The 22,929-nt window shown below is 63.3% G+C and carries 22 protein-coding genes and 1 tRNA gene; 11 read left to right on the top strand and 12 right to left on the bottom strand.

Annotated elements, in window-relative coordinates:
* Positions 1-21: 21 nt before the first annotated feature.
* The 8 genes from PQR32_RS15605 to recA all read right to left on the bottom strand — a co-directional run bounded on the left by PQR32_RS15605 (position 22) and on the right by recA (position 8,443).
* Positions 22-1,806 carry a PglL family O-oligosaccharyltransferase gene (locus tag PQR32_RS15605; protein ID WP_408228182.1) on the bottom strand — a complete coding sequence of 595 codons (1,785 nt, stop codon included), beginning with the start codon at positions 1,804-1,806 and terminating at the stop codon, positions 22-24.
* Positions 1,807-1,965: 159 nt separating this feature from the next.
* Entirely contained in the window at positions 1,966-2,589 is a 624-nt protein-coding gene (locus PQR32_RS15610) for a pilin (protein WP_408228185.1), read from the bottom strand.
* 142 nt (positions 2,590-2,731) lie between these two features.
* Positions 2,732-3,436 (bottom strand): TerC family protein, encoded by a 705-nt coding sequence (locus tag PQR32_RS15615; RefSeq protein WP_408228188.1) that lies wholly within the window; start codon positions 3,434-3,436, stop codon positions 2,732-2,734.
* A 144-nt stretch (positions 3,437-3,580) separates the two neighbouring features.
* A complete protein-coding gene (gene sucD, locus PQR32_RS15620) occupies positions 3,581-4,462 on the bottom strand; it encodes a succinate--CoA ligase subunit alpha (protein ID WP_085487621.1) in 882 nt (293 codons plus the stop codon).
* A gap of 135 nt (positions 4,463-4,597) precedes the next feature.
* Positions 4,598-5,767, bottom strand: coding sequence for an ADP-forming succinate--CoA ligase subunit beta (gene sucC, locus PQR32_RS15625; protein WP_408228191.1), 1,170 nt, complete (start codon positions 5,765-5,767; stop codon positions 4,598-4,600).
* Positions 5,764-6,504 (bottom strand): DUF2889 domain-containing protein, encoded by a 741-nt coding sequence (locus PQR32_RS15630; protein WP_408228194.1) that lies wholly within the window; start codon positions 6,502-6,504, stop codon positions 5,764-5,766. The genes sucC and PQR32_RS15630 overlap by 4 nt, the downstream gene beginning before the upstream one ends.
* A gap of 159 nt (positions 6,505-6,663) precedes the next feature.
* Positions 6,664-7,359 carry a recombination regulator RecX gene (gene recX / locus PQR32_RS15635; RefSeq protein WP_408228197.1) on the bottom strand — a complete coding sequence of 232 codons (696 nt, stop codon included), beginning with the start codon at positions 7,357-7,359 and terminating at the stop codon, positions 6,664-6,666.
* A 7-nt stretch (positions 7,360-7,366) separates the two neighbouring features.
* Positions 7,367-8,443: a recombinase RecA gene (gene recA, locus PQR32_RS15640; RefSeq protein ID WP_408228200.1), complete on the bottom strand. Its 1,077-nt coding sequence runs from the start codon at positions 8,441-8,443 to the stop codon at positions 7,367-7,369.
* 231 nt (positions 8,444-8,674) lie between these two features.
* On the opposite strand from recA, the gene PQR32_RS15645 reads away from it, so the two are divergent.
* From PQR32_RS15645 to PQR32_RS15665, 5 genes are all read left to right on the top strand, one after another.
* On the top strand, positions 8,675-9,451 hold the full coding sequence (locus tag PQR32_RS15645) for a response regulator (RefSeq protein WP_408228203.1): 777 nt from the start codon (positions 8,675-8,677) through the stop codon (positions 9,449-9,451).
* 9 nt (positions 9,452-9,460) lie between these two features.
* Positions 9,461-11,008, top strand: coding sequence for a sensor histidine kinase (locus PQR32_RS15650; protein ID WP_408228206.1), 1,548 nt, complete (start codon positions 9,461-9,463; stop codon positions 11,006-11,008).
* Positions 11,009-11,224: 216 nt separating this feature from the next.
* Positions 11,225-12,883: an MFS transporter gene (locus PQR32_RS15655; RefSeq protein WP_408228209.1), complete on the top strand. Its 1,659-nt coding sequence runs from the start codon at positions 11,225-11,227 to the stop codon at positions 12,881-12,883.
* 89 nt (positions 12,884-12,972) lie between these two features.
* Positions 12,973-13,049, top strand: a tRNA-Met gene (locus PQR32_RS15660).
* Positions 13,050-13,143: 94 nt separating this feature from the next.
* Positions 13,144-13,494 carry a hypothetical protein gene (locus tag PQR32_RS15665; RefSeq protein WP_408228212.1) on the top strand — a complete coding sequence of 117 codons (351 nt, stop codon included), beginning with the start codon at positions 13,144-13,146 and terminating at the stop codon, positions 13,492-13,494.
* 128 nt (positions 13,495-13,622) lie between these two features.
* On the opposite strand, the gene PQR32_RS15670 is transcribed toward PQR32_RS15665, so the two are convergent.
* Positions 13,623-14,066 carry a MarR family winged helix-turn-helix transcriptional regulator gene (locus PQR32_RS15670; protein ID WP_007180479.1) on the bottom strand — a complete coding sequence of 148 codons (444 nt, stop codon included), beginning with the start codon at positions 14,064-14,066 and terminating at the stop codon, positions 13,623-13,625.
* A 137-nt stretch (positions 14,067-14,203) separates the two neighbouring features.
* Here PQR32_RS15670 and PQR32_RS15675 point away from each other — a divergent pair, with 137 nt between their 5' ends.
* Entirely contained in the window at positions 14,204-15,742 is a 1,539-nt protein-coding gene (locus tag PQR32_RS15675) for a DHA2 family efflux MFS transporter permease subunit (protein ID WP_408228216.1), read from the top strand.
* A 75-nt stretch (positions 15,743-15,817) separates the two neighbouring features.
* Here the strand turns inward: PQR32_RS15675 and PQR32_RS15680 are convergent, their stop codons facing one another.
* Positions 15,818-16,495 (bottom strand): FadR/GntR family transcriptional regulator, encoded by a 678-nt coding sequence (locus tag PQR32_RS15680; protein WP_408228249.1) that lies wholly within the window; start codon positions 16,493-16,495, stop codon positions 15,818-15,820.
* 281 nt (positions 16,496-16,776) lie between these two features.
* Between PQR32_RS15680 and dgoD the strand changes: the two genes are divergently transcribed.
* From dgoD to PQR32_RS15695, 3 genes are all read left to right on the top strand, one after another.
* Complete coding sequence (gene dgoD, locus PQR32_RS15685) at positions 16,777-17,925, top strand: galactonate dehydratase (RefSeq protein WP_012434262.1); 1,149 nt, start codon at positions 16,777-16,779, stop codon at positions 17,923-17,925.
* A gap of 381 nt (positions 17,926-18,306) precedes the next feature.
* Positions 18,307-18,609 (top strand): hypothetical protein, encoded by a 303-nt coding sequence (locus PQR32_RS15690; RefSeq protein ID WP_408228219.1) that lies wholly within the window; start codon positions 18,307-18,309, stop codon positions 18,607-18,609.
* Positions 18,610-18,622: 13 nt separating this feature from the next.
* Positions 18,623-18,853: a YodC family protein gene (locus PQR32_RS15695; RefSeq protein ID WP_408228222.1), complete on the top strand. Its 231-nt coding sequence runs from the start codon at positions 18,623-18,625 to the stop codon at positions 18,851-18,853.
* Positions 18,854-19,081: 228 nt separating this feature from the next.
* Here PQR32_RS15695 and PQR32_RS15700 read toward each other — a convergent pair whose 3' ends face one another.
* Both PQR32_RS15700 and copC read right to left on the bottom strand, forming a co-directional pair.
* Entirely contained in the window at positions 19,082-20,011 is a 930-nt protein-coding gene (locus PQR32_RS15700) for a CopD family protein (RefSeq protein WP_408228225.1), read from the bottom strand.
* Positions 20,008-20,385, bottom strand: a complete 378-nt coding sequence (copC, locus tag PQR32_RS15705) for a copper homeostasis periplasmic binding protein CopC (protein WP_408228228.1) — start codon at positions 20,383-20,385, stop codon at positions 20,008-20,010. Before copC ends, PQR32_RS15700 begins: the two co-directional genes overlap by 4 nt.
* A gap of 370 nt (positions 20,386-20,755) precedes the next feature.
* On the opposite strand from copC, the gene PQR32_RS15710 reads away from it, so the two are divergent.
* Together PQR32_RS15710 and PQR32_RS15715 are read left to right on the top strand one after the other, a co-directional pair.
* Positions 20,756-21,487 carry a c-type cytochrome gene (locus PQR32_RS15710; protein ID WP_408228231.1) on the top strand — a complete coding sequence of 244 codons (732 nt, stop codon included), beginning with the start codon at positions 20,756-20,758 and terminating at the stop codon, positions 21,485-21,487.
* A gap of 21 nt (positions 21,488-21,508) precedes the next feature.
* The gene (locus PQR32_RS15715; RefSeq protein WP_408228234.1) at positions 21,509-22,807 is read left to right on the top strand and encodes a c-type cytochrome; all 1,299 of its coding nucleotides are present in this window, start codon (positions 21,509-21,511) and stop codon (positions 22,805-22,807) included.
* Positions 22,808-22,929: the final 122 nt, after the last annotated feature.

Genomic DNA, 22,929 nt, shown 5'->3' on the forward strand with positions numbered 1-22,929 from the left:
CTTTGAAACAAACGCGGCGGCTCATTCCTCGTCGCTGTCGTCGTCCTCATTGACGTCGCCCGACGGCATGCCGTAGCGCTTGACCAGTTCCGCCTTGAAACCGGTCAGCGTTTTCTGCTCGTCGCAAAGCTGGTACACGTAGCTCAGTTGCGACGGCCAGTCCTTCAGTTCCGTGGCGAAAATCTTCAGGCGTTCGATAGTATCGAGTGCCGCGGCCTGATCGCCGTTCAACGCCTGCAACACCGCATACCGACGCAACACGGTTTCGCCCGGCAGCAGCGCCATCGCCTGTTTGTGCATGGCGAGCTTGTGTTGCAGATCCGTCGAATTCATCGGCAAAAGCGTCGCCAGACCATATTCGCCCCACGCCTGGAACAGGAACGACGGGTCCGCGCGATATTGCTCGGCGGGACGCGAGCCGTAGTACAGCACCTCGGCGCGCGCGTAGTCGCGATACACCGGATACAGCGCGGCCAAACCGCCGAACACCACCACGGCAAACGCGCCGAACGACAGGCGTGCGGGCACGAGGCGCAGCGGCCGCGTTTCCAGCAGGCCGAACACGAACATGGCCGGCAACAGGAAGAACATGTACTGCTGCGGATATTCGACCAGCGCGTGCATGACCAGCACACCGATCAGCGCAATGCCGAACACGCGCGCCGAGCTTTGCGGCGCGCGCACCACGCGTACGAGCCAGGTAATCAGGCCAAACAGCACGATTGCGAGGCCGATCAAGCCGGTCTTAGCCAGCAGGTCGATGAAGATGTCGTGCGAATTGTTGGCGATCTCGACGCCGCCGAGCGACTTCGCAAACTCATACTGATAGCTCGGAAATTCGCCCCAACCGACGCCCAGCAACGGATGCGTCTTGAACATCGTCCAGCCGTACTTCCACAGCGCGAGGCGCGGCGCGATCTGGCCGGCATCCTGAAAGCGTTCCGCGGCGGACTGTCCGAGCTCCAGGTGATAGTGAACGTTGGCCCAGCGAATCAGCGCGTTGATCACGAAAAACAGCACGGCCAGCACGATCGGAATGATCCATTCGCGATTGCTGCGGCGTAGTTGCAACGGGTCGCGGGTCTGCGCGAACGCCATCCAGAAACCCGCCACCACGATCACGCCCATCTGCAGCCACGGGCCGCGCGACACGGTCAGCGCGAGGCCGACCGCGAAAATCGTCGACACGAGGAACCAGATGCTGACGGCAATCCGCCGCGTCTGCACGAGGAACAGCGCCCCCGCCATCGCAAACGCGATATAGGTGGCGAGGTGATTGGCCTGAGCCATGTTGCCGAACGGCCGGCGCTCGACGGTCACGTTATAGGCGACGACGAGCGGCGACACGCGCACTTCGAGGTGAAACAACTGGATGATCTGGCAAAACACCGCAAACAGCCCGCCGACGATCAACGCCCCGGCCGCCCAGCGCAACGCGGTCTCGTTGAGCTTGGCGCGCGTGAAGCCATAACCGGCATGCGTCGCCATGAAGGCCGCCAGCAGATAGCCGCCGCCGAGCCAGTTCATCGACGGTTGCGTGACCGGCAACACCACCGACTGCGCCACCAGCAGCAGCCCGAACAGCAAGGGCACCAGCGCGACCACCGGCGACGCGAACGTCACGCGCGGCCTGGCGCTCGCCACCAGCAGCACGACGCCAGCGCCGGTCAGCAGATACAGGGCAAGCGCGGTGAATTCAGCGTAAAAGGTGGGAATCGGATACGTATGGTTGACAACTGCATAAGGCAGCACCAACGCGAGAGCCAACAGAATGAAAGACAGGTAGCGCGCGAAAGGGGTGGGCATCGAGTAACCGGTGGGCGTCAGCAACCGGCGCACTATACAAAAAAATTCTCCTGCTGTGCGCCGGCCGGGCTGAAATATCCCGAAAATCAGCCTTTTACGTGCGGACGACTGCGACGCCGCCCCGCTCTCGCGGTCATCGCGCGCTCATGTCGCACTCGTTCATGAACGGCACTCGGGTGGGGCGAGATTCGACGGCAACGTGAGCGCATCGGCGGGTGCCGGCCCGGCACCCGGCGCCGGCAGCGAGGACGCCGCTTTGCCGCCCGCGAAACATTCCCACGTGAGCGCGCCCGCCTGCACTCCGCCCTTGCTCAACGCGATGCGCGCGGTTGGCGCATCCACATTGTCAGGCACCGATGGCACGAGCGTGAGCGTGTTCGAACCCGCGGGCGCGACGCGCGTCGAGAACGCGACGGTGATCTGGCCGGTGTCGTCGTCGACCCGAATGGACTCGACGTTGCGGGTGGCGGGCGGCGACGCGTAACCGCCGCTGAACGCGTTGCCGCTCGCGGCGTTCTCAGAGACGGCCAGCCGCGCGGACGCCGCCAGCGACAGCCCCTCGCCGACGCGGCTGCGAGCCAGATAGTCCTGATACGCGGGAATCGCATAGGCCGCGATCACACCGACGATGGCCAGCACGATCATCAGTTCGATCAGCGTGAAACCGAAGCCGAGGCGTCGGCAGGCGCGCGCAAGCCGCGCGGACCAGGCCGTTCGGCAAAATCTCGAGCGCGGGGACTGCGAAGATTGGGAGTAAGGAGAATAAGGCAAAGTGACGATCATCGGCAGGCTCCTGAAACGAAAAACGCCTGCCCCACGGATCGGGAACAGGCGTTTCAATCGTAGCCAGCGGCGTTCGTGTCAGACAGTCAGCCGAACGGCTAACGTTGCAGCGTTTTGACTCATGCCTGCGCGGGAACGCGTCTCAAGCCGCCGCGCGATGGGCGTTGCGGCGCTTGAGCAGATAACCGAGCACCACGACGAACAACGCGCCGGCGATGCTCATGCCGTATTCGGCCCACGGCGTATCGAGGATCGGCCAACGGTCGCCGGCCGGGTCGTTGATGATCAGGCCGCCCGCGATCCAGCCCAGCAATGCGGCGCCGAGCGTGATGACGATCGGAAAGCGGTCGAGCAGCTTGAGAACCAGCTGGCTGCCCCACACGATCAGCGGAATGCTCACCACCAGGCCGAAAATCACTAGCGCGATCCGGTGTTCGGGATCGGCGGCCTCAGCCGCGCCTGCGATCGCGATCACGTTGTCGAGGCTCATCACCGCGTCCGCGACGATGATCGTCTTGATCGCCGACATCAGCTTGTCGGCCGGCTTGACGTTCTCATGCGGGTCCTGCGCCGGCGCCATCAGACGCACGCCGATCCACAGCAGCAACAGCCCGCCCGCGAATTTCAGCAACGGCACGTCGAGCAGCGCGACCGCAAACGCAATCAACGCCACGCGCAGCACGATGGCGCCCGCCGTGCCCCACAGCACGCCCTTCGTGCGCTGGGACGGCGGCAAATTGCGGCAGGCCAGTGCGATCACGACGGCATTGTCGCCACCCAGCAAAATGTCGATGATGATGATCTGGATGACAGCGCCCCAATGGAGCGTGGCGAAGAACTCGAGCATGATTGAAAGAATAAGAAGAAATCCGACGCGCGGCCAATAAAAAAGCGGGGGAGTCTACACTCCCCCGCTTTTAGAACCGCACGCTCACGAAAGGGCTTCGTAAGCGTATCAAAAAACGCGCCGTGACAGCGCGCGAATTTCGATTTACAGCATCGCCTTCAGAAGACGCGCCATTTCCGACGGGTTCTTGGTGACCTTGATGCCGCAAGCGTCCATGATTTCCAGCTTCGCTTCAGCGGTGTCAGCACCGCCCGAGATCAGCGCGCCGGCGTGGCCCATGCGCTTGCCCGGAGGCGCCGTAACGCCAGCGATGAAGCCGACCACCGGCTTCTTCATGTTGCCCTTGATCCATTCAGCAGCGTTCGCTTCGTCCGGACCACCGATCTCGCCGATCATGATGACGGCGTCCGTTTCCGGATCGTCGTTGAACATCTTCATCACGTCGATGTGCTTCAGACCGTTGATCGGGTCGCCGCCGATACCGACTGCCGACGACTGGCCGAGGCCGATCGCCGTCAATTGGCCGACTGCTTCGTACGTCAGCGTGCCCGAACGCGACACGACGCCGATGCGGCCCTTGCGGTGGATGTGACCCGGCATGATGCCGATCTTCAGTTCGTCCGGCGTGATCGTGCCCGGGCAGTTCGGTCCGAGCAGCAGCGTCTTGCGGTTTTCGGCACGCATACGAGCCTTGAGCTCGATCATGTCACGGACAGGAATGCCTTCCGTGATACAGATCGCCAGATCCAGATCGGCTTCGACCGCTTCCCAGATCGCAGCAGCAGCGCCTGCCGGCGGAACGTAAATCACCGACACGGTCGCGCCCGTTTCAGCCTTGGCTTCAGCGACGCTAGCGTAGATAGGAATGCCTTCGAAGTCTTCGCCTGCGCGCTTCGGGTTCACGCCTGCAACGTACGCTTCGCGGCCGTTTGCATATTCACGGCAAGCACGCGTGTGGAACTGACCGGTCTTGCCGGTGATGCCCTGCGTGATGACCTTGGTGTCTTTGTTAATCAGAATCGACATGTATTGACCTCTGTTCGTTTGGCGTCATGCGGTGGCGCCGCGAGGCGGAATGTTCTCGCCCGCGTCGCTTGCACGCCGCCATTCGTAATCCTGGTTACCTGGAAAAAGCGTCTCGCAACAGCTAGCGGACTCGGCTTACGCCTTGCCCGATGCGGCCGCGACGACCTTCTGAGCCGCTTCTTCCATGCTGTCCGCCGCGATGATCGGCAGGCCGGATTCAGCGAGCATCTTCTTGCCGAGGTCTTCGTTCGTGCCCTTCATGCGGACCACGAGCGGCACCTTCAGCGAGACGGCCTTCGACGCCGCGATCACGCCTTCCGCGATCACGTCGCAGCGCATGATGCCGCCGAAAATGTTGACCAGAATCGCGGTCAGGTTCGGGTTCTTCAGCATGATCTTGAACGCTTCCGTGACCTTCTCGGTCGTGGCGCCACCGCCCACGTCCAGGAAGTTCGCCGGTTCGCCGCCGAACAGCTTGATGGTGTCCATCGTTGCCATTGCGAGGCCAGCGCCGTTCACGAGACAGCCGATGTTGCCGTCGAGCGAGATGTACGCGAGGTCGAACTTCGACGCTTCGACTTCAGCCGGATCTTCTTCGTCCAGATCGCGATACGCGACGATTTCCGGATGACGGAACAGTGCGTTCGAATCGAAGTTGAACTTGGCGTCCAGCGCGATGACCTTGCCGTCGCCGGTCAGGATCAGCGGGTTGATTTCGGCCAGCGATGCGTCGGTTTCCCAGAATGCCTTGTACAGGCCTTGCAGGATCGCGCGCGCTTGCGGCAGCGAAGCGGCGGGCACGCCGATCTTCGTGGCGAGCTCGTCGGCTTCGGCGTCTTTCAGACCGGTTGCCGGGTCGACAGCGATCTTGTGGATCAGCTCAGGCGTCTTTTCCGCGACTTCTTCGACGTCCATGCCGCCTTCGCTCGATGCCATCACGACGATCTTCTGCGACACGCGATCGATCACGAGGCCGACATACAGTTCCTTCTTGATGTCAGCGCCTTCTTCGATCAGCAGACGATTCACCTTCTGGCCTTCCGGGCCGGTCTGGTGCGTGACGAGCTGCATGCCGAGGATCTGGTTCGAGTACTCGCGAACCTGATCCAGCGACTTGGCGACCTTCACGCCGCCGCCCTTGCCACGGCCACCCGCGTGGATCTGAGCCTTCACGACCCATACCGGGCCGCCGAGCTCTTCCGCGGCCTTGACCGCATCATCCACCGAGAAGACCGGCTTGCCGCGCGGTACCGCGACGCCGAATTTCCGCAGGATTTCCTTACCCTGGTACTCGTGAATCTTCATGCGTGATTCCCTTCAGTCTGAGAGTTGGATTGAACTTCGTTTCCGCTGCCGTCGTTCATGCCGGGCGCGTTGCCGCCCTCGCCTGTCTGGCGGACTGCCCCGTCGCCTGACGATGCCGCGCGATCCGCTGAACGCGGCGCGTGGCCATACCAGCGCGGATAAAACTGCTGCACCGCCTCGCCGTCGAAACGCAGCGCGTGGCAGCGTCCCAGCTGGAATGGCGGTTTATCGTTGGAATGCTCGCCTGTGCTATTGGACGATTCGTCTCCTGAACCTGCGTTCGCGCCCGAAGTGCCGTCACCGGTGTTCCACACGTCGCCGGCGAATGCCTGAATCGCGGCGGTCGGCAGGATCGCGCACAACTCGGTGAGATGCGTGCAACCGACCGTGCCGCCCAGCAAACGGGCAGACTCACGACGGAAGTTTTGACGGAGATTGAGCCCGATGAGGGCACGGTAGGCGGGATTGCTGATTTGGCACAAACCAGGATAGGGCACCCAGTCGGACGACGCCTCGGCGTCGACGACATTGAGCTTGCGATCGATGGTGATGCGAAGCCAGAGTTCATGGATCGGCTGACCATTGGGCCGGACGCCCGACGCAAGCACCACATCGCGCGGTTTTTCGTCGGTCAAGCACGCTTCCACATCCCACAGGCCATCGGCTCGCTCATAGGCTTCCGCTCTGATTGCGCGACGATGGCGCAACTGACGGGACACTGGCGGGGAGAGCGGCATGCGGGAGGAAAGGCCGGATTGGAAAACCCACGAATTTTAGCATACTGGGTATTTGAGACAGGTCGGAATGCGCACGACCGCGCCGCGCGCGGCTGAGAGGGGACGAGCTGTCTCAAAGGGTTTGTACGCGAGTAAAGGACGGCGCGCTTACTCGCCGCCTCACTCCTCGTCCATTCCCTTAAGAATTTTGCCGATCGTAGCGCCCGAAAAGCCGCGCGAAGCCAGAAAGCGCTGCTGTTTTGCCCGCTCGGCGGGCGTCTCGGGAAGTCGGCCAAATTTCTTTTGCCAGACGGCATGCGCACGCGCGAGTTCGGTTTCGCGCAATTGCGCGCTGGCCTCTTCGACGAGCGTCTGGTCGACAGAATGCTGCTTCAATTCGCCGACGATCCGGCTCGCGCCCAAGCGCGACGAGCGACGATGAATCAGGCTTTCTGCGAAGCGCGAATCGGATAGCCAGTTCTCGGCTTCCAGCGAGTCGAGCACGGTATCGAGCGAGTCGGTTTCCTCGACGAAAGGCTTCAGCTTGCGCGCCAGCTCGGTGCGGCTGTATTCGCGGCGGGACAAATAGCCGAGCGCGCGGCCCTTCAGCGACCGTGCTGGGCGTTGGGATTTTTTGGCTTCGTCTTGCCCGGGTTTCGCTTCGCCTGGGACGCGACGCGAGCGGGTGTAGGTGGTTTCGGAGGGATCCGAGCCTACCGGCGGGGAGGATTCAAACTGCGCGCGCTGCGGATTGCGGCCCGCAGCGCGGTCGTGCGCGTCGAACGATTCGAATGGATCGAACGACTCGTCGTCTGCATCACGCGGGCCGTCCGCGTGGCGTCCGGAATCGGACAACGGCCGGCCCTTGCGTATCACGTGACGGTTACTCTTCTTCGCCCGCGACTTCAGCGGCTGCACCAGTGACGGCTTCAGCCATGGCGTTCACGCCCAGCGATTCACGGATACGGTTTTCGATCTCGCGAGCGATATCCGGATTTTCGCGCAGGAATTCACGCGCGTTGTCCTTGCCCTGACCGATCCGTTCGCCGCTGTAGCTGTACCACGCGCCGGCCTTGTCGACGATCTTGGCTTGCACGCCCAGGTCGATGACTTCGCCCTGACGCGAAATGCCTTCGCCGTACAGAATGTCGAAAATCGCTTCGCGGAACGGTGGCGCAACCTTGTTCTTCACCACCTTCACGCGCGTTTCGTTGCCGATCACTTCGTCGTTCTTCTTGATCGAACCGATACGGCGAATGTCCAGACGCACGGATGCGTAGAACTTCAGCGCGTTACCGCCCGTGGTGGTTTCCGGGTTGCCGAACATCACGCCGATCTTCATGCGGATCTGGTTGATGAAGATCACGAGGCAGTTCGTACGCTTGATCGTGCCGGTGAGCTTGCGCAGCGCCTGCGACATGAGACGCGCTTGCAGACCCGGCAGCGAGTCGCCCATTTCGCCTTCGATTTCAGCCTTCGGCACGAGGGCCGCGACCGAGTCGATCACGATCATGTCGATCGAGCCCGAACGCACCAGTGCGTCGGCAATTTCGAGCGCCTGTTCACCCGTATCCGGCTGCGAAACCAGCAGGTCGTTCACGTTCACGCCGAGCTTGCCCGCGTACTGGATGTCCAGCGCGTGTTCCGCGTCGATAAACGCCGCCGTGCCACCGAGCTTCTGCATTTCGGCGACGACCTGCAACGTCAGCGTGGTTTTACCGGACGACTCCGGGCCATAAATTTCGACCACACGGCCACGCGGCAAACCGCCGACGCCCAACGCGATGTCGAGGCCGAGCGATCCGGTTGAGACCACCTGGATATCTTCGACCGCCTCACCTGCGCCGAGCCGCATGACCGACCCTTTGCCGAACTGCTTTTCGATCTGCGCGAGTGCGGCAGCGAGTGCCTTGCTCTTTTCAGCAGTCAGTCCAGCCGAGCCTTTCTTGCTTTCTTCCATGAATCGTCCTTTGCTATGATGAACGGCGTCTGAGGCAGATGTGCAGCCCACTTTTGAAGGACAGCACACGAAACCCAGACACTGTATAAAAAAACAGTAGTTTTGGCAAGCACGATTCTCATGCGAACGCGCATTTTTACCGTCGCGCTGCCCAACTACCCACAATAATTTTCGGAGACCGCTGTGCGCCGGGGGATACCCGCGGTGCCGGCAAGGCCAGGCTGGCGCACCATGCGAATTCTGATTGCCGAAGACGACAGCATACTCGCGGATGGTCTGGTTCGATCACTCCGCCAATCGGCCTATGCCGTCGATCACGTGAAGACCGGCGTCGAGGCCGACACCGCGCTGTCGATGCAAACTTTCGACCTGCTGATTCTCGATCTGGGCCTGCCGCGCATGTCCGGCCTCGAGGTGTTGCGCCGCCTGCGCGCGCGCAATTCCAATATGCCGGTGCTGATCCTGACCGCCGCGGACAGCGTCGACGAACGTGTCAAGGGCCTCGACCTCGGCGCCGACGATTACATGGCCAAACCCTTCGCACTGAACGAACTTGAAGCGCGCGTGCGCGCCCTGACCCGGCGCGGCGCCGGTGGCGGGCCGACGGTCGTGCGGCACGGCTCGCTGTCGTTCGACCAGGTCGGCCGGATCGCCTATGTCAACGAGCAGGTGATTGATCTGTCGGCGCGCGAACTGGGTTTGCTCGAAGTGCTGCTGCAACGGATCGGACGCCTGGTCTCCAAGGAACAACTCGTCGATCACCTGTGCGAATGGGGGGAGGAAGTCAGCAACAACGCGATCGAGGTCTACGTGCACCGCCTGCGCAAGAAAATCGAACCGAGCGGCGTGCGCATCATCACCGTGCGCGGTCTTGGTTATTGCCTCGAGAAAGCGGCGTCGCCGGCGACCACGAGCGCGAACGCCATGACCACGCCCCCGCCCGCCGAACCCGAGCCGCCCGCCTCGCCGCCGTCCGGTGCGATGCCGGCGAGCCATCACTACAAATAGAGGACGCCCATGTCCGCGCGCGCAGACCGCGCTACGGCGCACGCGGCGGACCTCGACGAAGCGCGCGACGAGCGCTACGCCAATCCGTTCGCCCCGCCCGACGAAACCGAAGCCGCCGCCGAGGCACGCCCGCGCTCGCTGTTCGGCGAGATTCTCGACTGGATGCTGGCGCCGCTGCTGCTGCTTTGGCCGATGAGCCTCGCGGTCACGTATCTGGTCGCCAAGTCGATCGCGAACGGCCCGTTCGACCGCGCGCTCGAAACCGACGCGTACGTGCTCGCGCGCCAGATTCACCCGGTCAACGGCGTGGCGGAACTGACGCTGCCCGACTCCACGCGCGACTTTCTGCGCGCGGACAATGTGGACAGCGTGTTCTATCAGGTACTCGGCACGCGCGGCGAACTGGTGGGCGGCGAGCGCGACATGCCGCTGCCGCACGAGGAAGACCGGCCGCAGCCGGGTCTCGTCGAATTTCGTGACGACGTGCTGCGCGGCAACGATATCCGCGTCGCCTATACGACCGTCGAGTTTCCGCAGACGCCCGGTGCGCAGCCGGTGCTGGTGCAGGTCGCCGAAACGCTCGACAAACGCAGCCAGCTCGCCAACGACATCATCAAAGGCGTGATCCTGCCGCAGTTCGTGATCCTGCCGCTCGCGATCCTGCTGGTGTGGTTTGGGCTCTCGCGCGGTCTCGCGCCGCTGCACGCGCTGCAGGCGCATATCCGCGCGCGCCGTCCGGACGACCTGTCACCGCTTGAAGCACGCCGCGCGCCGCCGGAAATCGAGCCGCTCGTGACCTCGTTCAACGATCTGCTGACGCGCCTCGAACAGAACATGGAACTGCAAAAGCGCTTTATCGCCGACGCCGCGCATCAGATGAAAACGCCGCTAGCCGGCCTGCGTACCCAGGCCGAACTGGCGCTGCGCCAGGACGCCTCCGCGGAAGTGCATCGCTCGCTCGAGCAGATTGCCACCAGCTCGGAGCAAGCCGCGCGGCTCGTCACGCAGTTGCTGGCGCTGGCGCGCGCCGAGAACCGCATGTCGGGGCAGGTTTTCACGCCGGTCGAGGTGACGGAAGTCGCGCGCCATGCCGTGCGCGACTGGGTTCAGGCCGCGCTCGCCAAGCAGATGGATCTGGGCTACGAAGCGCCTGAAGAGCCGGTCGAAGTGGACGGCAATCCGGTCATGTTGCGCGAAATGCTGTCGAATCTGATCGACAACGCCATCCGCTATACGCCGCCGGGCGGGCGCATCACCGTCAGGGTCAGGCATGACGCACCGGCACGGCTCGTGCATCTGGAAGTCGAGGACACCGGGCTCGGCATTCCGGTCGCCGAGCGTTCGCGGGTGATCGAGCGCTTTTACCGGATTCTCGGCCGCGAAGGTGACGGCAGCGGCCTCGGACTCGCGATCGTCCGCGAGATCGCAACCATGCACGGAGGCGAGCTGACGATCGACGACAACGTCTATCAAACCTCGCCGCGGCTTGCCGGCACGCTCGTACGCGTCAGCTTGCACGTGCACGGACGGGGCGGGACTTACCCTAACGCGACTTGAGCCGGCAAATTCGCCATCTCCATATTGAGATAACTTGATGGCAAATTGGGCGAGCTTGACGCCAGATCGGCGCGTGTTGGACAAAACCCACAACACGCGTCACGCTGCAATTTCACCTCGCCACGTCAGTACGCCGTAAGTTTCCACTCCAATAATCGGTTCCACGGGAACGCCGTTACCGGCGGACCGCGTGCATATCAATATTGGAGACGACATATGGCTACCGTTGGCGGGCAAATCTCGCACGTGCCGATGACGCGCGAAGAGAAGCGGGTGATCTTCGCATCGTCGCTGGGTACGGTTTTCGAGTGGTACGACTTCTATCTGGCCGGCTCGCTTGCGGCCTTCATCAGCAAGAGCTTCTTCTCCGGCGTCAATCCGACAGCCGCGTTCATCTTCACGCTGCTCAGCTTCGCGGCCGGCTTCGCGGTCCGGCCGTTCGGCGCGATCGTGTTCGGGCGGCTCGGCGATATGGTCGGGCGCAAGTACACGTTCCTCGTGACCATCGTGATCATGGGCCTGTCGACGTTCCTCGTCGGCTTCCTGCCGGGCTACGCGGCGATCGGCTTTGCATCGCCGGTGATCTTCATCGCGATGCGGATGCTGCAAGGCCTCGCGCTCGGCGGCGAGTACGGCGGCGCCGCCACCTACGTGGCCGAACATGCGCCGGCGGGACGCCGCGGCTTCTACACGGCCTGGATCCAGACGACCGCCACGCTCGGACTGTTCCTGTCGCTGCTGGTGATTCTCGGCGTGCGCACGGCAATGGGCGAGGACGCGTTCGGCGCCTGGGGCTGGCGCATTCCGTTCATTGTGTCGATCCTCCTGCTGGCTGTGTCGGTGTGGATTCGTCTGCAACTGCATGAATCGCCGGTGTTCGAGCGCATCAAGGCCGAAGGCAAGACCTCCAAGGCGCCGCTGACCGAAGCCTTCGGCCAGTGGAAGAACCTGAAGATCGTGATTCTCGCGCTGATCGGCCTCACCGCCGGCCAGGCCGTGGTCTGGTACACGGGCCAGTTCTACACGCTGTTCTTCCTGACGCAAACGCTGAAGGTGGACGGCAGCAGCGCCAACATCATGATCGCGATCGCGCTTCTGATCGGCACGCCGTTCTTCCTGTTCTTCGGCTCGCTGTCGGATCGTATCGGCCGCAAGCCGATCATCATGGCCGGCCTGCTGATCGCCGCGTGCACGTACTTCCCGCTGTTCAAGGCGCTGGCGCACTACACCAACCCGGCGCTGGAAACAGCGACCGCGAAGGCGCCGATCGTCGTGATCGCGAATCCGGACGAGTGCTCGTTCCAGTTCAACCCGGTCGGCACCTCGAAGTTCACGAGTTCCTGCGACATCGCCAAGAGCGCGCTTTCGAAGGCCGGCTTGAACTACGAGAACGTCGCCGCCCCGGCGGGCACGCTGGCGGAGATCAAGGTCGGCGATACGGTGATCAACACGTATGACGGCAAGGCCGCGGACGCCAAGGATCAAGCCAAGACCTTCGACAAGACGCTCTCGACGACGCTGAAGACCGCCGGTTATGCGCCGAAGGCCGATCCCACGCAGATCAACTGGCCAATGACCGTGGTGATCCTGACGATCATGATGATCTATGTGACGATGGTCTACGGCCCGATCGCGGCGATGCTGGTGGAGATGTTCCCGACGCGCATCCGCTACACGTCGATGTCGCTGCCGTATCACATCGGCAATGGCTGGTTCGGCGGCTTCCTGCCGGCCACCGCCTTCGCGATCGTGGCGGCGAAGGGCAATATCTTTTCGGGACTGTGGTATCCGATCGTGATCGCGCTCGTCACTTTCGTGATCGGCATGCTGTTCGTCCGGGAAACCAAGGACTCGGACATCTACGCGAAGGATTGAAACGTCTGATGGCCGGAACAGCTTCTTGAAAAAGTTGCGCGCCGGGGGTTGACAGCCTCCGGCGCCATCCGCATAATCTCGCTTCTTTCGGCGAATTAGCTCAGTTGGTTAGAGCGACGGAATCATAATCCGCAGGTCCGGGGTTCGAGTCCCTGATTCGCCACCAGTTGCAAGAAAAAGCCGCTGATCCGCAAGGTTCAGCGGCTTTTTTGTTTTGGCTTTCCGAACTGCAACTACAGCAACTTCAAGGAGGTTTCTTGATGACGTTCCGCACCGCCGCGCTTGCCGTGGCTACCGCTTCCATCGCGTTTCTCAGCGGCACTGCCGCATTCGCCGCTCGGGCTCAGACACCGCCCGACAGTCAGTGGCGCACCAGCGCGACCACGCTGTCCACGCTGCTGCAGGACGGCTACAAGATCGTCGCCGTCGTGAATGGCGCGCATGGCAGTTCTGGCCCGGCCGACACGATTTTCGTCCAGCGCGATCAGAGCGCCTTCAAATGTATCGACCCGCAGCAGCCCGACGCGAAAACGAGAACATCCGTCGCGCCGCCGGCATGTTTCGAACTGGTGCCGCCGTCGGGAGCGTCGGGGACTCCCGAGTCGAAGTAGCCGGCGCACGGCGTGCCGAAGCGCGCCGTCAACCGCACGCGCTGCGCCGACCTTCAGACTGTGAAGCTACGGCTTGAGGCCGGCGCCGGCGCAGTCAACACCCCGCTCAACCAACCGCGCGCCGCCTGTCACCGATCCACCAAGCGGCTCAGATTCCCCCGCACCCGCTGCAACAACGCGATCAACTGCTTCGCTTCCTCATCGGTGAAGCCGTTCAGCGCTTCGAGCGCGACTTCGTCGCCGACCTTGCGCGCCTTGCCGAGCGTGCGCTCGGCCTTCGGCGTCATGTGCACCTGGCGCTCGCGGCGGTCCTGCGGATTGGCAGTCCGCTCGATCCAGCCGCCCTCTTCCATCCGGTCGAGCAAACGGCCCGCCGAAATCGGCGCGACCTCGAGCAGGTCCGCGAGCCGCGCCTGATTGGTGTCGCCGTAGTGCGCGAGGTACGCCAGCACACGGCACTGCGCGCGCGTCAGATCGACTGAAGACTTCGCGAGGTCGTCGAAACGCTTGCCTGTCAGGCGGCCGACGTCGGAAATCAGAAAGCCGAAGCGCTCATCGAGTTGGGTTTTCATGCGCGAATTATACGAAAGGCCTTCGTTTTTCAGCGTTGAAAAGGGCGCAATTCAGGCTCCGCATAATTCCCGATGGCAAGCATGCGCGCAACCGATATACTAAGCATGCTTACTATATCGACGACCTCCGCTCATTCATGTCTTCCGACACTCCGGCCGCCAGCGCCGCCGCGCCGCTCAACCGGCCGATGATCACCATCTCGATCATGCTGGCGACGTTGATCCAGACGCTCGACAGCACGATCGCCAACGTGGCGCTGCCGCATATGCAGGGCACGCTGTCCGCGTCGCAGGATGAGATCACGTGGGTGCTGACCTCGTACATCGTCGCCGCCGCGATCGCCACGCCGCTCACCGGCTGGCTGTCCGACCGGCTCAGCGTCAAGCGTCTGTTGATCTTCGCGATCGGCGGCTTCACGGTGTCGTCGGCGCTGTGCGGTTTGTCGGAGACGCTCACGCAAATCGTCGCGTCGCGTTTGCTACAGGGGATTTTCGGCGCGTCGCTGGTGCCGCTGTCGCAGTCCATCCTGCTCGATATCAACCCGCGCGAAAAGCAGGGCCAGGCCATGGCGGTGTGGGGCATGGGCGTGATGGTCGGACCGATTCTCGGACCGACGCTCGGCGGCTGGCTCACCGACAGCTACAACTGGCGCTGGGTGTTTTTCATCAACGTGCCGATCGGCGCGTTCGCGCTGTTCGGCGTGGCGACCTTCCTGCCTTCGCGCGAGCCGAAACACGACGCGAAGTTCGACGCGTTCGGCTTCGCCACGCTTGGTCTCGCCATCGGCGGTTTGCAGGCCATGCTCGATCGCGGCGAGCAGCTCGACTGGTTTGGTTCGAATGAAATCGTTATCGAGGCGTTGCTCGCGGCCATCAGCTTCGCTTTCTTCCTCGTGCATACGGCAACGGTCGGCAAAAAATCGTTCTTCAAATACGAGTTGCTGAAGGACCCGAACTTCGCCACAGGCACGTTTTTCATCTTCGTGATCGGCGCGGTGATGTATGCGACGCGCGCGTTGCTGCCGCCCATGCTGCAGAACCTGATGAACTATCCGGTCGCGACCACCGGCCTCGTCACTGCGCCGAGCGGCGCGGGCACGATGGTCGCCATGCTGTTCGCGGGGCGCCTGCTGAAGCGGATCGACGCGCGGCTTCTGCTGCTCGCGGGCTTTCTGATCTCGGCGTTCGCGCTCTGGCAGATGATGCAGTACACGATCGTGCTGTCGGCATCGGACATCGTTTGGCCTGGGGTGATTCAGGGCTTCGGGCTCGGTCTCGTGTTCGTGCCGCTGAGCGCGCTGACCTTCTCGACGCTCACGCCAGAACTGCGCGCTGACGGCACCGCGACGTACAGCCTGATGCGCAATATCGGCAGCAGTATCGGCATTTCGATCGTGCAAACGCTGATGACGCGCAACACGCAGGTCTCGCATGCGGACCTCGCGGCGAATATCACGCCCTTCAATCCCGCTATCCAGCCAATGCTCAATAGCGGCTCGAACTACGACATGGCCGCACTGAACGCGTCGATCACCCAGCAGGCGTCGATGATCGCCTATCTGAACGACTTCAAGCTGATGTTCATGGCGACGCTGCTCGTTATTCCGCTTCTGTTGTTGATCCGCCCCGCGCACAAGGCGGCGGATGCGTCGGTGGCGCACGCGGCGATGGATTGACACGCGGCGCAGAATCGATCCACCGCCGCCCGACCACGTGGCACGTCGCCGTGCTCAGCCGCGGCGCCGCCGCCCCTAGCTCTCGATCCGCCCGCGCGTCACACTCAACAGTCCTGCCATCGCCGTGCGCGCGGCACCGGCGTCGCGATCGCGAATCGCTTCGAACACCGCCGTATGCTCGGCCAGCGACGCATTGAACACGTCCGCGCGTTTCGCGTTCAGGCGCAGTTGTGCTTCGAGCGTGCGCTCGATCAACGTGCCGAGCGGAATCAGCAATTCGTTGCTGCACGCGGTCAGCACGCTTAGATGAAACTGCAGATCGGCGCGCACCCATTCGTCGACATTGCGCGCCGCTACCATCGCTGCATGGGCTGCGGCGAGTGCGTAGAAGGTGTCGTCCGTGTGCGAGGCCGCCGCCAGACTCGCGGCATACGGCTCGATCATCTCGCGCATTTCCTGCAACTTGAGCGCGAACGCCATCGGCTCGGCGACCCGCGAGTACCAGTCGAGCACATCGACATCGAGCAGGTTCCACGCGCGTTTCGGCCGCACGCGCGTGCCCACGCGCGGACGCGATTCGATCAGGCCTTTCGACGTCAGCGTGCGCAACGCCTCGCGCAATACCGTGCGGCTCACGCCGAACGTCTCCATCAACTCCGCTTCGCGCGGCAGGATCGAATCGGGCGCATAGTCGCCGCGCAGAATCGCGGTCGCCAGCAGATGGGCGACACGCCCATGCAGATCGTGCTGAATAGCTTTCTCCTAGCGGCCTTGCGGCGCTATTGATATTGGAACCAAGACCGGAACGAGCGCGATTATCCCGGTATCTCAACCTTGAGATCACTGCTTCGACAACGCCGCGCCGAGACGCGGGTCTCACCACTATCTGGCCAATAGTACTATTAATAGTACTTAAACGCGCTTTTGTTGTAGCATGTGAAACCTCGAAATAGTTCGCAGGCGCACAGGCCGATGCCTTGCATGGGGCCGGAGCGCTAAAGCGCTAACGCCGGCCGACAAAGGAGACGCACACCATGAAAATCACCAAGCTCGAAACCTTCATCGTTCCGCCGCGCTGGTGCTTCCTGAAAATCGAAACCGACGAAGGCATCGTCGGCTGGGGCGAGCCGGTGGTCGAAGGCCGCGCGCATACAGTGGCGGCCGCGGTAGAAGAGCTGTCCGACTATCTGATCGGCAAAGACCCGCTTCTGATCGAAGACCATTGGCAAGTGATGTACCGGTCGGGCTTCTATCGCGGCGGCCCGATCACCATGAGCGCGATCGCCGGCGTCGACCAGGCGCTGTGGGACATCAAGGGCAAGCATCATGGCGTGCCAATTCATGCGCTGCTCGGCGGCCAGGTGCGCGACAAGATCAAGGTGTATTCGTGGATCGGCGGCGACCGTCCAAGCGATGTCGCCAACAACGCGCGCGCCGTGGTCGAGCGCGGCTTCAAGGCCGTGAAGATGAACGGCTCGGAAGAGCTGCAGATCATCGACACCTTCGACAAGGTGCAAGGCGTCATCAACAACGTCGCGGCCGTACGCGAGGCGGTCGGACCGAACATCGGCATCGGCGTGGACTTCCACGGCCGCGTGCACAAGCCGATGGCCAAGGTGCTGGCGAAAGAACTCGACCCGTACAAGCTGCTCTTCATCGAAGAGCCGGTGCTGTCGGAGAACGCGGAAGCGTTGCGCGACATCGTCAACCAGACCAACACACCGATCGCGTTGGGCGAGCGTCTGTATTCGCGCTGGGACTTCAAGCACATTCTGTCGGGCGGCTACGTCGACATCATTCAGCCGGATGCGTCGCACGCGGGCGGCATTACCGAGTGTCGCAAAATCGCATCGATGGCGGAAGCCTACGACGTCGCGCTCGCGCTGCATTGCCCGCTCGGCCCGATCGCGCTGGCCACCTGCCTGCAGATCGACGCGGTGAGCTACAACGCGTTCATCCAGGAGCAGAGCCTCGGCATTCACTACAACCAGGGCAACGACCTGCTCGACTACATTAAGAACCCCGAAGTCTTCAAATACGAAGACGGCTTCGTGTCGATTCCGCAAGGCCCGGGCCTCGGCATCGAGGTCAACGAAGAGAAGGTGCGGGAGATGGCAAAGGTCGGCCATCGCTGGCGCAATCCGGTGTGGCGCCACGAGGACGGCAGCGTCGCCGAATGGTAAGTGCGCGAAGGAACGCCGCCCGTGGGCGGCGTTTTTTTTGCGTCGATGTTTTTGTTTCGCGCTGACGTTCGTGTTTCGCGGTCAGCGACGGACTCGGCTTCCTCGCCGACACACGTCGTCCTTGAGCGCCAAACCGCCGCAAACTGACGTCCTCTTTCGCGGCTGCGCGTTACGGTGACGTGACGCACGGGCCGTCGCAGTAACGTAACACCTCGGACCGAACCGGCTCAAACGGGCATTCCGCTCGTCCTTCTCCGCCCCGCACGCATCGCCGCAAAGCCTTACCCACCAAGGCTTTCATACCGTCTGTTCGGCATCAGACAGACGCATGGCCCGCTCCTTGCTCAAATGCATTCAAACAACACATGCATCGGGGAAAATATGGGCGAATTCCTTCCAGACTATCTGCTCCGCGAACAGGCCGCCGTTGGCGCGCTGGTGGTGTTCGGCGTGCTGCGCATCCTCGGCGCGGCACTCGCATTCGAACGCGGCTGGCGCATCTCGGTTGTCGAGAAATGCTTCATCGGCGCCGCGGTGGTGTACTGCCTGCCGCAACTGTTCGATCTTCTGACGCATATGTACGGCGCGCGCGCCGCGGGCGCCGAACTCGAAGGCAAAGCCGCGGGCTGCGCCATCGCGCTCTTTTGCGCACCGATCCTCGGACATCGGCTCGGCCTCGAATAAGCGGAGGCTCACCATGCGGCTGGCCAAGCAGCTCATGAGGCGGGCGAAACCCGCGTTTCGCGTGGGCGACGTCCTGAAACTCAAGTCCGGCAGCCGCCCGATGACCGTAACCTGGAGCGGGACGGTGCTGTTCGCGCCGGGCAACTGGCTGATCTGCCAATGGTTCAGCGACGCCGGCGAGTTGCAGCAGGAGATGTTTCCGGAGGAGACACTAGAGCGGACGAGCCACGCACTCGCCGCCTGAAAAGAGTAGTAACGGATTGCTGGCCACCGCCAGGCGACCGTGTGTATTGCGCCGCACGCTTTTGCTGTGCGGCGCTTTTTTATGTGACGTCTCATGTGGCTCGTGCGGCGGCTACGGCTCATGTGGCGCGTGCGGGACGTTGCAGACCTGAACCGCCGCGGACGCGCTGCGGTTCAGGTGCCGTCGGTCATACCGCTCGACTCGCGCGCATGACCTCGCACTGTGGCGTCAACCGAGCGTGGCGAACGCCGGCACGCTATGCGACAACGCGGCCGCCGTGACGAACACGCCGATCATCGCCAGCGCTTCGAGATACAGCACGTTGACGAAGGTGTGGGCGTCCATCGTCGAAGCCGTGCGGCGCAGGCGCGGCAGCGCCAAAAAACGGTTGAGTCCGCCGAGCACGAGCGCGAGCGCGACCAGCGCAAGCTTGAGCATCAGCACATGTCCCCACGTACTGAGTTCGATTGCCTCGAACGAGCCGCCCGAACCCCGCACCGCGTTGAAGATGCCGGACAGCAGCACGAGCGCAACCGCCACCACCGACACGCTCGACACCTGAGTCGCCGTGCGGATCAACATGCCGCGCGCGGTCGAGGTGCCGAGCGCCGGCAGGACCGCGAGCCCCGCCGCCATCGCCAGACCGCCCCACACGCTGGTGACGAGCACATGCAGCGTTTGCATGGCGATCGCGGCCGAGGCCGGCCCGGCATCGGCCGCGTGACCCAGCGACGCCTTGCCCGCGGCGATCGCGATCACCGCGAGCCACAGCAGCGCGTTGCGCAGCATGCCTGTATGACTGGCCATCGCCGTGCCGAGCAGCACCAGCGCGCCGGCGAACGCAAGGCTCCAGCCGTAACCGACATGCGTTTGCGTCAGCACGGTCGGCACCACGCCGATGGCGGCCGGCAACGCGACGCCGCTCATCGACGCCGCTTGATACAGCAGCCAGCCGAGATCCGCGAGGACCAGCACGACGGTGGCGGTCAGCATCGAGCGTTGCGCGCGCAACCACGCGGGACGCGCGGGCGAGATCTTTTGCTGGGCGTCCTTCGCGAGCCACGCGCCGAGCAACGCCGAACCGACGGCAAACGCAAACGCGACGTTCATGAGCGCGGCCATGGCGACCTGCCCGATCCAGAGTCCGTCGATGCTCATTTGACGATAAACGCAAAGTCGCCTTGGGTACGGTGGCCGTCCGTGGCTACCGCGATCCAGTGCACCGCATAGCGCCCGGCGCTCAACTGCGGCAGCGGCAGATGCATGACCCTGGCGTCATCCTTGTCGACCTGCGACTCAGCCGGCGCGGCCGCCTTGCCGCTCGTGTCGGCAAGCGCGATCCTGCTGAAAGCCGGCTCGAGCGGCTCGGTGAAATGGATCGTCACTTCGGTGGGCGCGACGACTTCGGCGTTGCCCGCCGGCTCGCTCGAGCTCAGATGCGCATGGGCGAATGCCGTGGAGGTCACAAGCAGCGCGGCGGCGCCGAGCATCGACGCTCGCAACGCCGGACGGGAAAAATTAAGTAGCTTCATGTAAGGCCGATAGCGGATGATCAGGAAAACGGTGGGCGTCGAAGCCAGGCGCATCGAGGCCGGACAAAGTCCGGCGCGCCCGGAAGTGTACGCTTCGATAGTTCGCGCGGGCGTCGGTTCAACCTGGTTTATGGATAGATCGCGCAGGCTCGAGGCGTGCGCCGTTGATCGCGCAGACAAATTTGGGATAACAGGCTAGCCGCGCGAAGCAGTCGTGCGCGTCAAACTGTCGCATGGCTGTGACAGCCGGAACCTTCTCTAATGTGCCAAATAGTCACCATCACCCTTCGATGATAGAATGCTGCGTCGCCGCAGCGCCGGCTGCCCTTCACACCGAGCCGCTCGAAGTTCGGTCAGGTCCCCGATTTTGATGGAGTTACGCGTGTCTTCAAGACGCATTTTCCGCCCGTTGCTCGCCCTTCTGCTGATCGGCTCTGCTGGCGTCTATAGCGCTGCGAAAGCGCAGACTCAACCGAAGGCCCCCGATACGATGGAAGCGCGCGTGCAAGGCTGCACGGCCTGTCACGGCTCGCATGGCCAAGGTACCGACAACGACTACTTCCCGCGCCTCGCGGGCAAGCCGGCCGACTATCTGTACAACCAGCTGCAGAACTTCCGCGAAGGGCGCCGCAAGTACCCGCCCATGAACTACCTCGTCACGTACCTTTCGGACGACTACCTTCATCAGATCGCCACGTACTTCTCGCAACAGCGTCCTCCGTATCCGCAGCCGGCCAAGCCGACGGTGTCGTCGAGCACGCTCGCGCGCGGCCAGCAGATCGTGCTGAACGGCGACGCCTCGAAGCAGATTCCGGCTTGCGCGGCTTGCCACGGCAAGGGTTTGACCGGTATGGAACCCGCTATCCCGGGTCTGGTCGGTCTGCACTCCGACTACATCAGCGCACAACTCGGCGCATGGCGCTCGGGCTCGCGCCATGCCATCGCACCTGATTGCATGCACACCATCGCCACGCGTCTGACCGACGAAGACGTGAACGCCGTTGCTGCATGGCTTTCCACGCAACAGGCTCCACAAAACCCCGTGCCGGCTCCGGCCCGCTCGATGAAGACTCCGCTTGCCTGCGGCAGCGAACCGCAATAAGGCACCGGGAGAGACACTCAAATGAAACGCAAGTCTTTGTTCGCCCTCTCGGCAGTCGTCGTCGTTGCGGCTGCCGCACTCGTTCCCGTCCTGTGGTCGGGCGGCGACCACCTGCATAACGGCACGGCCATGGCGGCAACGCCCGCCGACCAGGCCGAATTGGTCAAGAAGGGCGAGTACCTCGCCCGCGCCGGCGACTGTATCGCCTGCCACACGGTGCGCGGCGGCAAGCAGTTCGCCGGCGGCCTGCCCATGGCTACGCCGTTCGGCACGATGTTCACGCCGAACATCACGCCTGACGACCAGTACGGTATCGGCAAGTGGACGCAGGACGACTTCTACCGCGCCATGCACACTGGCCGTTCGAAAGACGGCAGCCTGCTGTATCCGGGCTTCCCGTTCACGAGCTACACGAAGGTCACGCGCGCCGACTCGGACGCGATCTACGCGTACCTGCGTTCAGTCACGCCCGTCAACGTGCCGAGCCGTCCGCACGAACTGAAATTCCCGTTCAACCAGCGCAACATGCTGATCGGCTGGCGCACGCTGTTCTTCCGTGAAGGCGAGTACAAGCCGGATCCGACCAAGTCGGTCGAATGGAACCGTGGCGCGTACCTGATCGAAGGCCTCGGCCACTGCGGCATGTGCCACACGTCGATCAACGCCATGGGTGGCCCGGTGAGTTCGGCGGCGTTTGCCGGCGGCCTGATCCCGCTGCAGAACTGGTACGCACCGTCGCTCACGTCGAACAAGGAAGCCGGCCTCGGCGACTGGGAAACCAAAGACATCGCCGACCTGCTGAAGACCGGCGTGTCGAACCGCGGCGCGGTGTTCGGTCCGATGGCTGAAGTCGTTCACAACAGCCTGCAGTACATGTCGGATGCGGACATCAACGCAATGGCCACGTACCTGAAGACGATTCCGCAAAAGAGCGAAGCACCGGAACCGCTGCAACTCGAAACGTCAGAAAAGTTCGGCGGCGAACTGTTGAAGCAAGGTCAGAAGATCTACGCTGACAACTGCGCGAAGTGCCACGCGGACAATGGTCTCGGCATGCCGCCGAACTTCCCGCCGCTCGCGAACAACCAGTCGATTCAGATGCCGTCGGCGGTCAACCCGATCCGTATGGTGCTGAATGGCGGCTACCCGCCGAGCACGGATGGCAACCCGCATCCGTACGGCATGCCGCCGTTCGCGCAAGCGCTGTCGAATCAGGAAGTCGCGGCGGTTGTGACGTACATCCGTATGTCGTGGGGCAACCACGGAACGGCCGTGTCACCGCAGCAAGTGTCCGATCTGCGTTCGGCGCCGCTCGACTAAGCAGCGTTCGTTGCACCCGGGGCGGGGGGGGGGGGGGGGGGGGGGGGCCCCGCGGGGGGGTGGGGGGGGGGGGGGGGGGGGGGGGGGGGGGGGGGCGGGCCGGCCCGGGGGGGGGGGGGGGG

Origin of the sequence: Paraburkholderia dipogonis (assembly GCF_046027395.1) — a bacterium.
GTDB classification, from domain to species: domain Bacteria; phylum Pseudomonadota; class Gammaproteobacteria; order Burkholderiales; family Burkholderiaceae; genus Paraburkholderia; species Paraburkholderia dipogonis_A.

Excerpts from the sequence above, each read along its gene's own strand:
- PQR32_RS15665 (WP_408228212.1), top strand. The coding sequence starts at position 13,144 with ATGACGTTCCGCACCGCCGCGCTTGCCGTGGCTACCGCTTCCATCGCG.
- PQR32_RS15690 (WP_408228219.1), top strand. The coding sequence starts at position 18,307 with ATGGGCGAATTCCTTCCAGACTATCTGCTCCGCGAACAGGCCGCCGTT.
- PQR32_RS15700 (WP_408228225.1), bottom strand. The coding sequence starts at position 20,011 with ATGAGCATCGACGGACTCTGGATCGGGCAGGTCGCCATGGCCGCGCTC.
- PQR32_RS15645 (WP_408228203.1), top strand. The coding sequence starts at position 8,675 with ATGCGAATTCTGATTGCCGAAGACGACAGCATACTCGCGGATGGTCTG.
- copC (WP_408228228.1), bottom strand. The coding sequence starts at position 20,385 with ATGAAGCTACTTAATTTTTCCCGTCCGGCGTTGCGAGCGTCGATGCTC.
- PQR32_RS15670 (WP_007180479.1), bottom strand. The coding sequence starts at position 14,066 with ATGAAAACCCAACTCGATGAGCGCTTCGGCTTTCTGATTTCCGACGTC.
- recA (WP_408228200.1), bottom strand. The coding sequence starts at position 8,443 with ATGGAAGAAAGCAAGAAAGGCTCGGCTGGACTGACTGCTGAAAAGAGC.
- sucC (WP_408228191.1), bottom strand. The coding sequence starts at position 5,767 with ATGAAGATTCACGAGTACCAGGGTAAGGAAATCCTGCGGAAATTCGGC.
- PQR32_RS15710 (WP_408228231.1), top strand. The coding sequence starts at position 20,756 with ATGGAGTTACGCGTGTCTTCAAGACGCATTTTCCGCCCGTTGCTCGCC.
- PQR32_RS15715 (WP_408228234.1), top strand. The coding sequence starts at position 21,509 with ATGAAACGCAAGTCTTTGTTCGCCCTCTCGGCAGTCGTCGTCGTTGCG.
- PQR32_RS15695 (WP_408228222.1), top strand. The coding sequence starts at position 18,623 with ATGCGGCTGGCCAAGCAGCTCATGAGGCGGGCGAAACCCGCGTTTCGC.
- PQR32_RS15605 (WP_408228182.1), bottom strand. The coding sequence starts at position 1,806 with ATGCCCACCCCTTTCGCGCGCTACCTGTCTTTCATTCTGTTGGCTCTC.
- PQR32_RS15650 (WP_408228206.1), top strand. The coding sequence starts at position 9,461 with ATGTCCGCGCGCGCAGACCGCGCTACGGCGCACGCGGCGGACCTCGAC.
- PQR32_RS15615 (WP_408228188.1), bottom strand. The coding sequence starts at position 3,436 with ATGCTCGAGTTCTTCGCCACGCTCCATTGGGGCGCTGTCATCCAGATC.
- PQR32_RS15655 (WP_408228209.1), top strand. The coding sequence starts at position 11,225 with ATGGCTACCGTTGGCGGGCAAATCTCGCACGTGCCGATGACGCGCGAA.
- PQR32_RS15610 (WP_408228185.1), bottom strand. The coding sequence starts at position 2,589 with ATGATCGTCACTTTGCCTTATTCTCCTTACTCCCAATCTTCGCAGTCC.
- dgoD (WP_012434262.1), top strand. The coding sequence starts at position 16,777 with ATGAAAATCACCAAGCTCGAAACCTTCATCGTTCCGCCGCGCTGGTGC.
- PQR32_RS15630 (WP_408228194.1), bottom strand. The coding sequence starts at position 6,504 with ATGCCGCTCTCCCCGCCAGTGTCCCGTCAGTTGCGCCATCGTCGCGCA.
- sucD (WP_085487621.1), bottom strand. The coding sequence starts at position 4,462 with ATGTCGATTCTGATTAACAAAGACACCAAGGTCATCACGCAGGGCATC.
- PQR32_RS15675 (WP_408228216.1), top strand. The coding sequence starts at position 14,204 with ATGTCTTCCGACACTCCGGCCGCCAGCGCCGCCGCGCCGCTCAACCGG.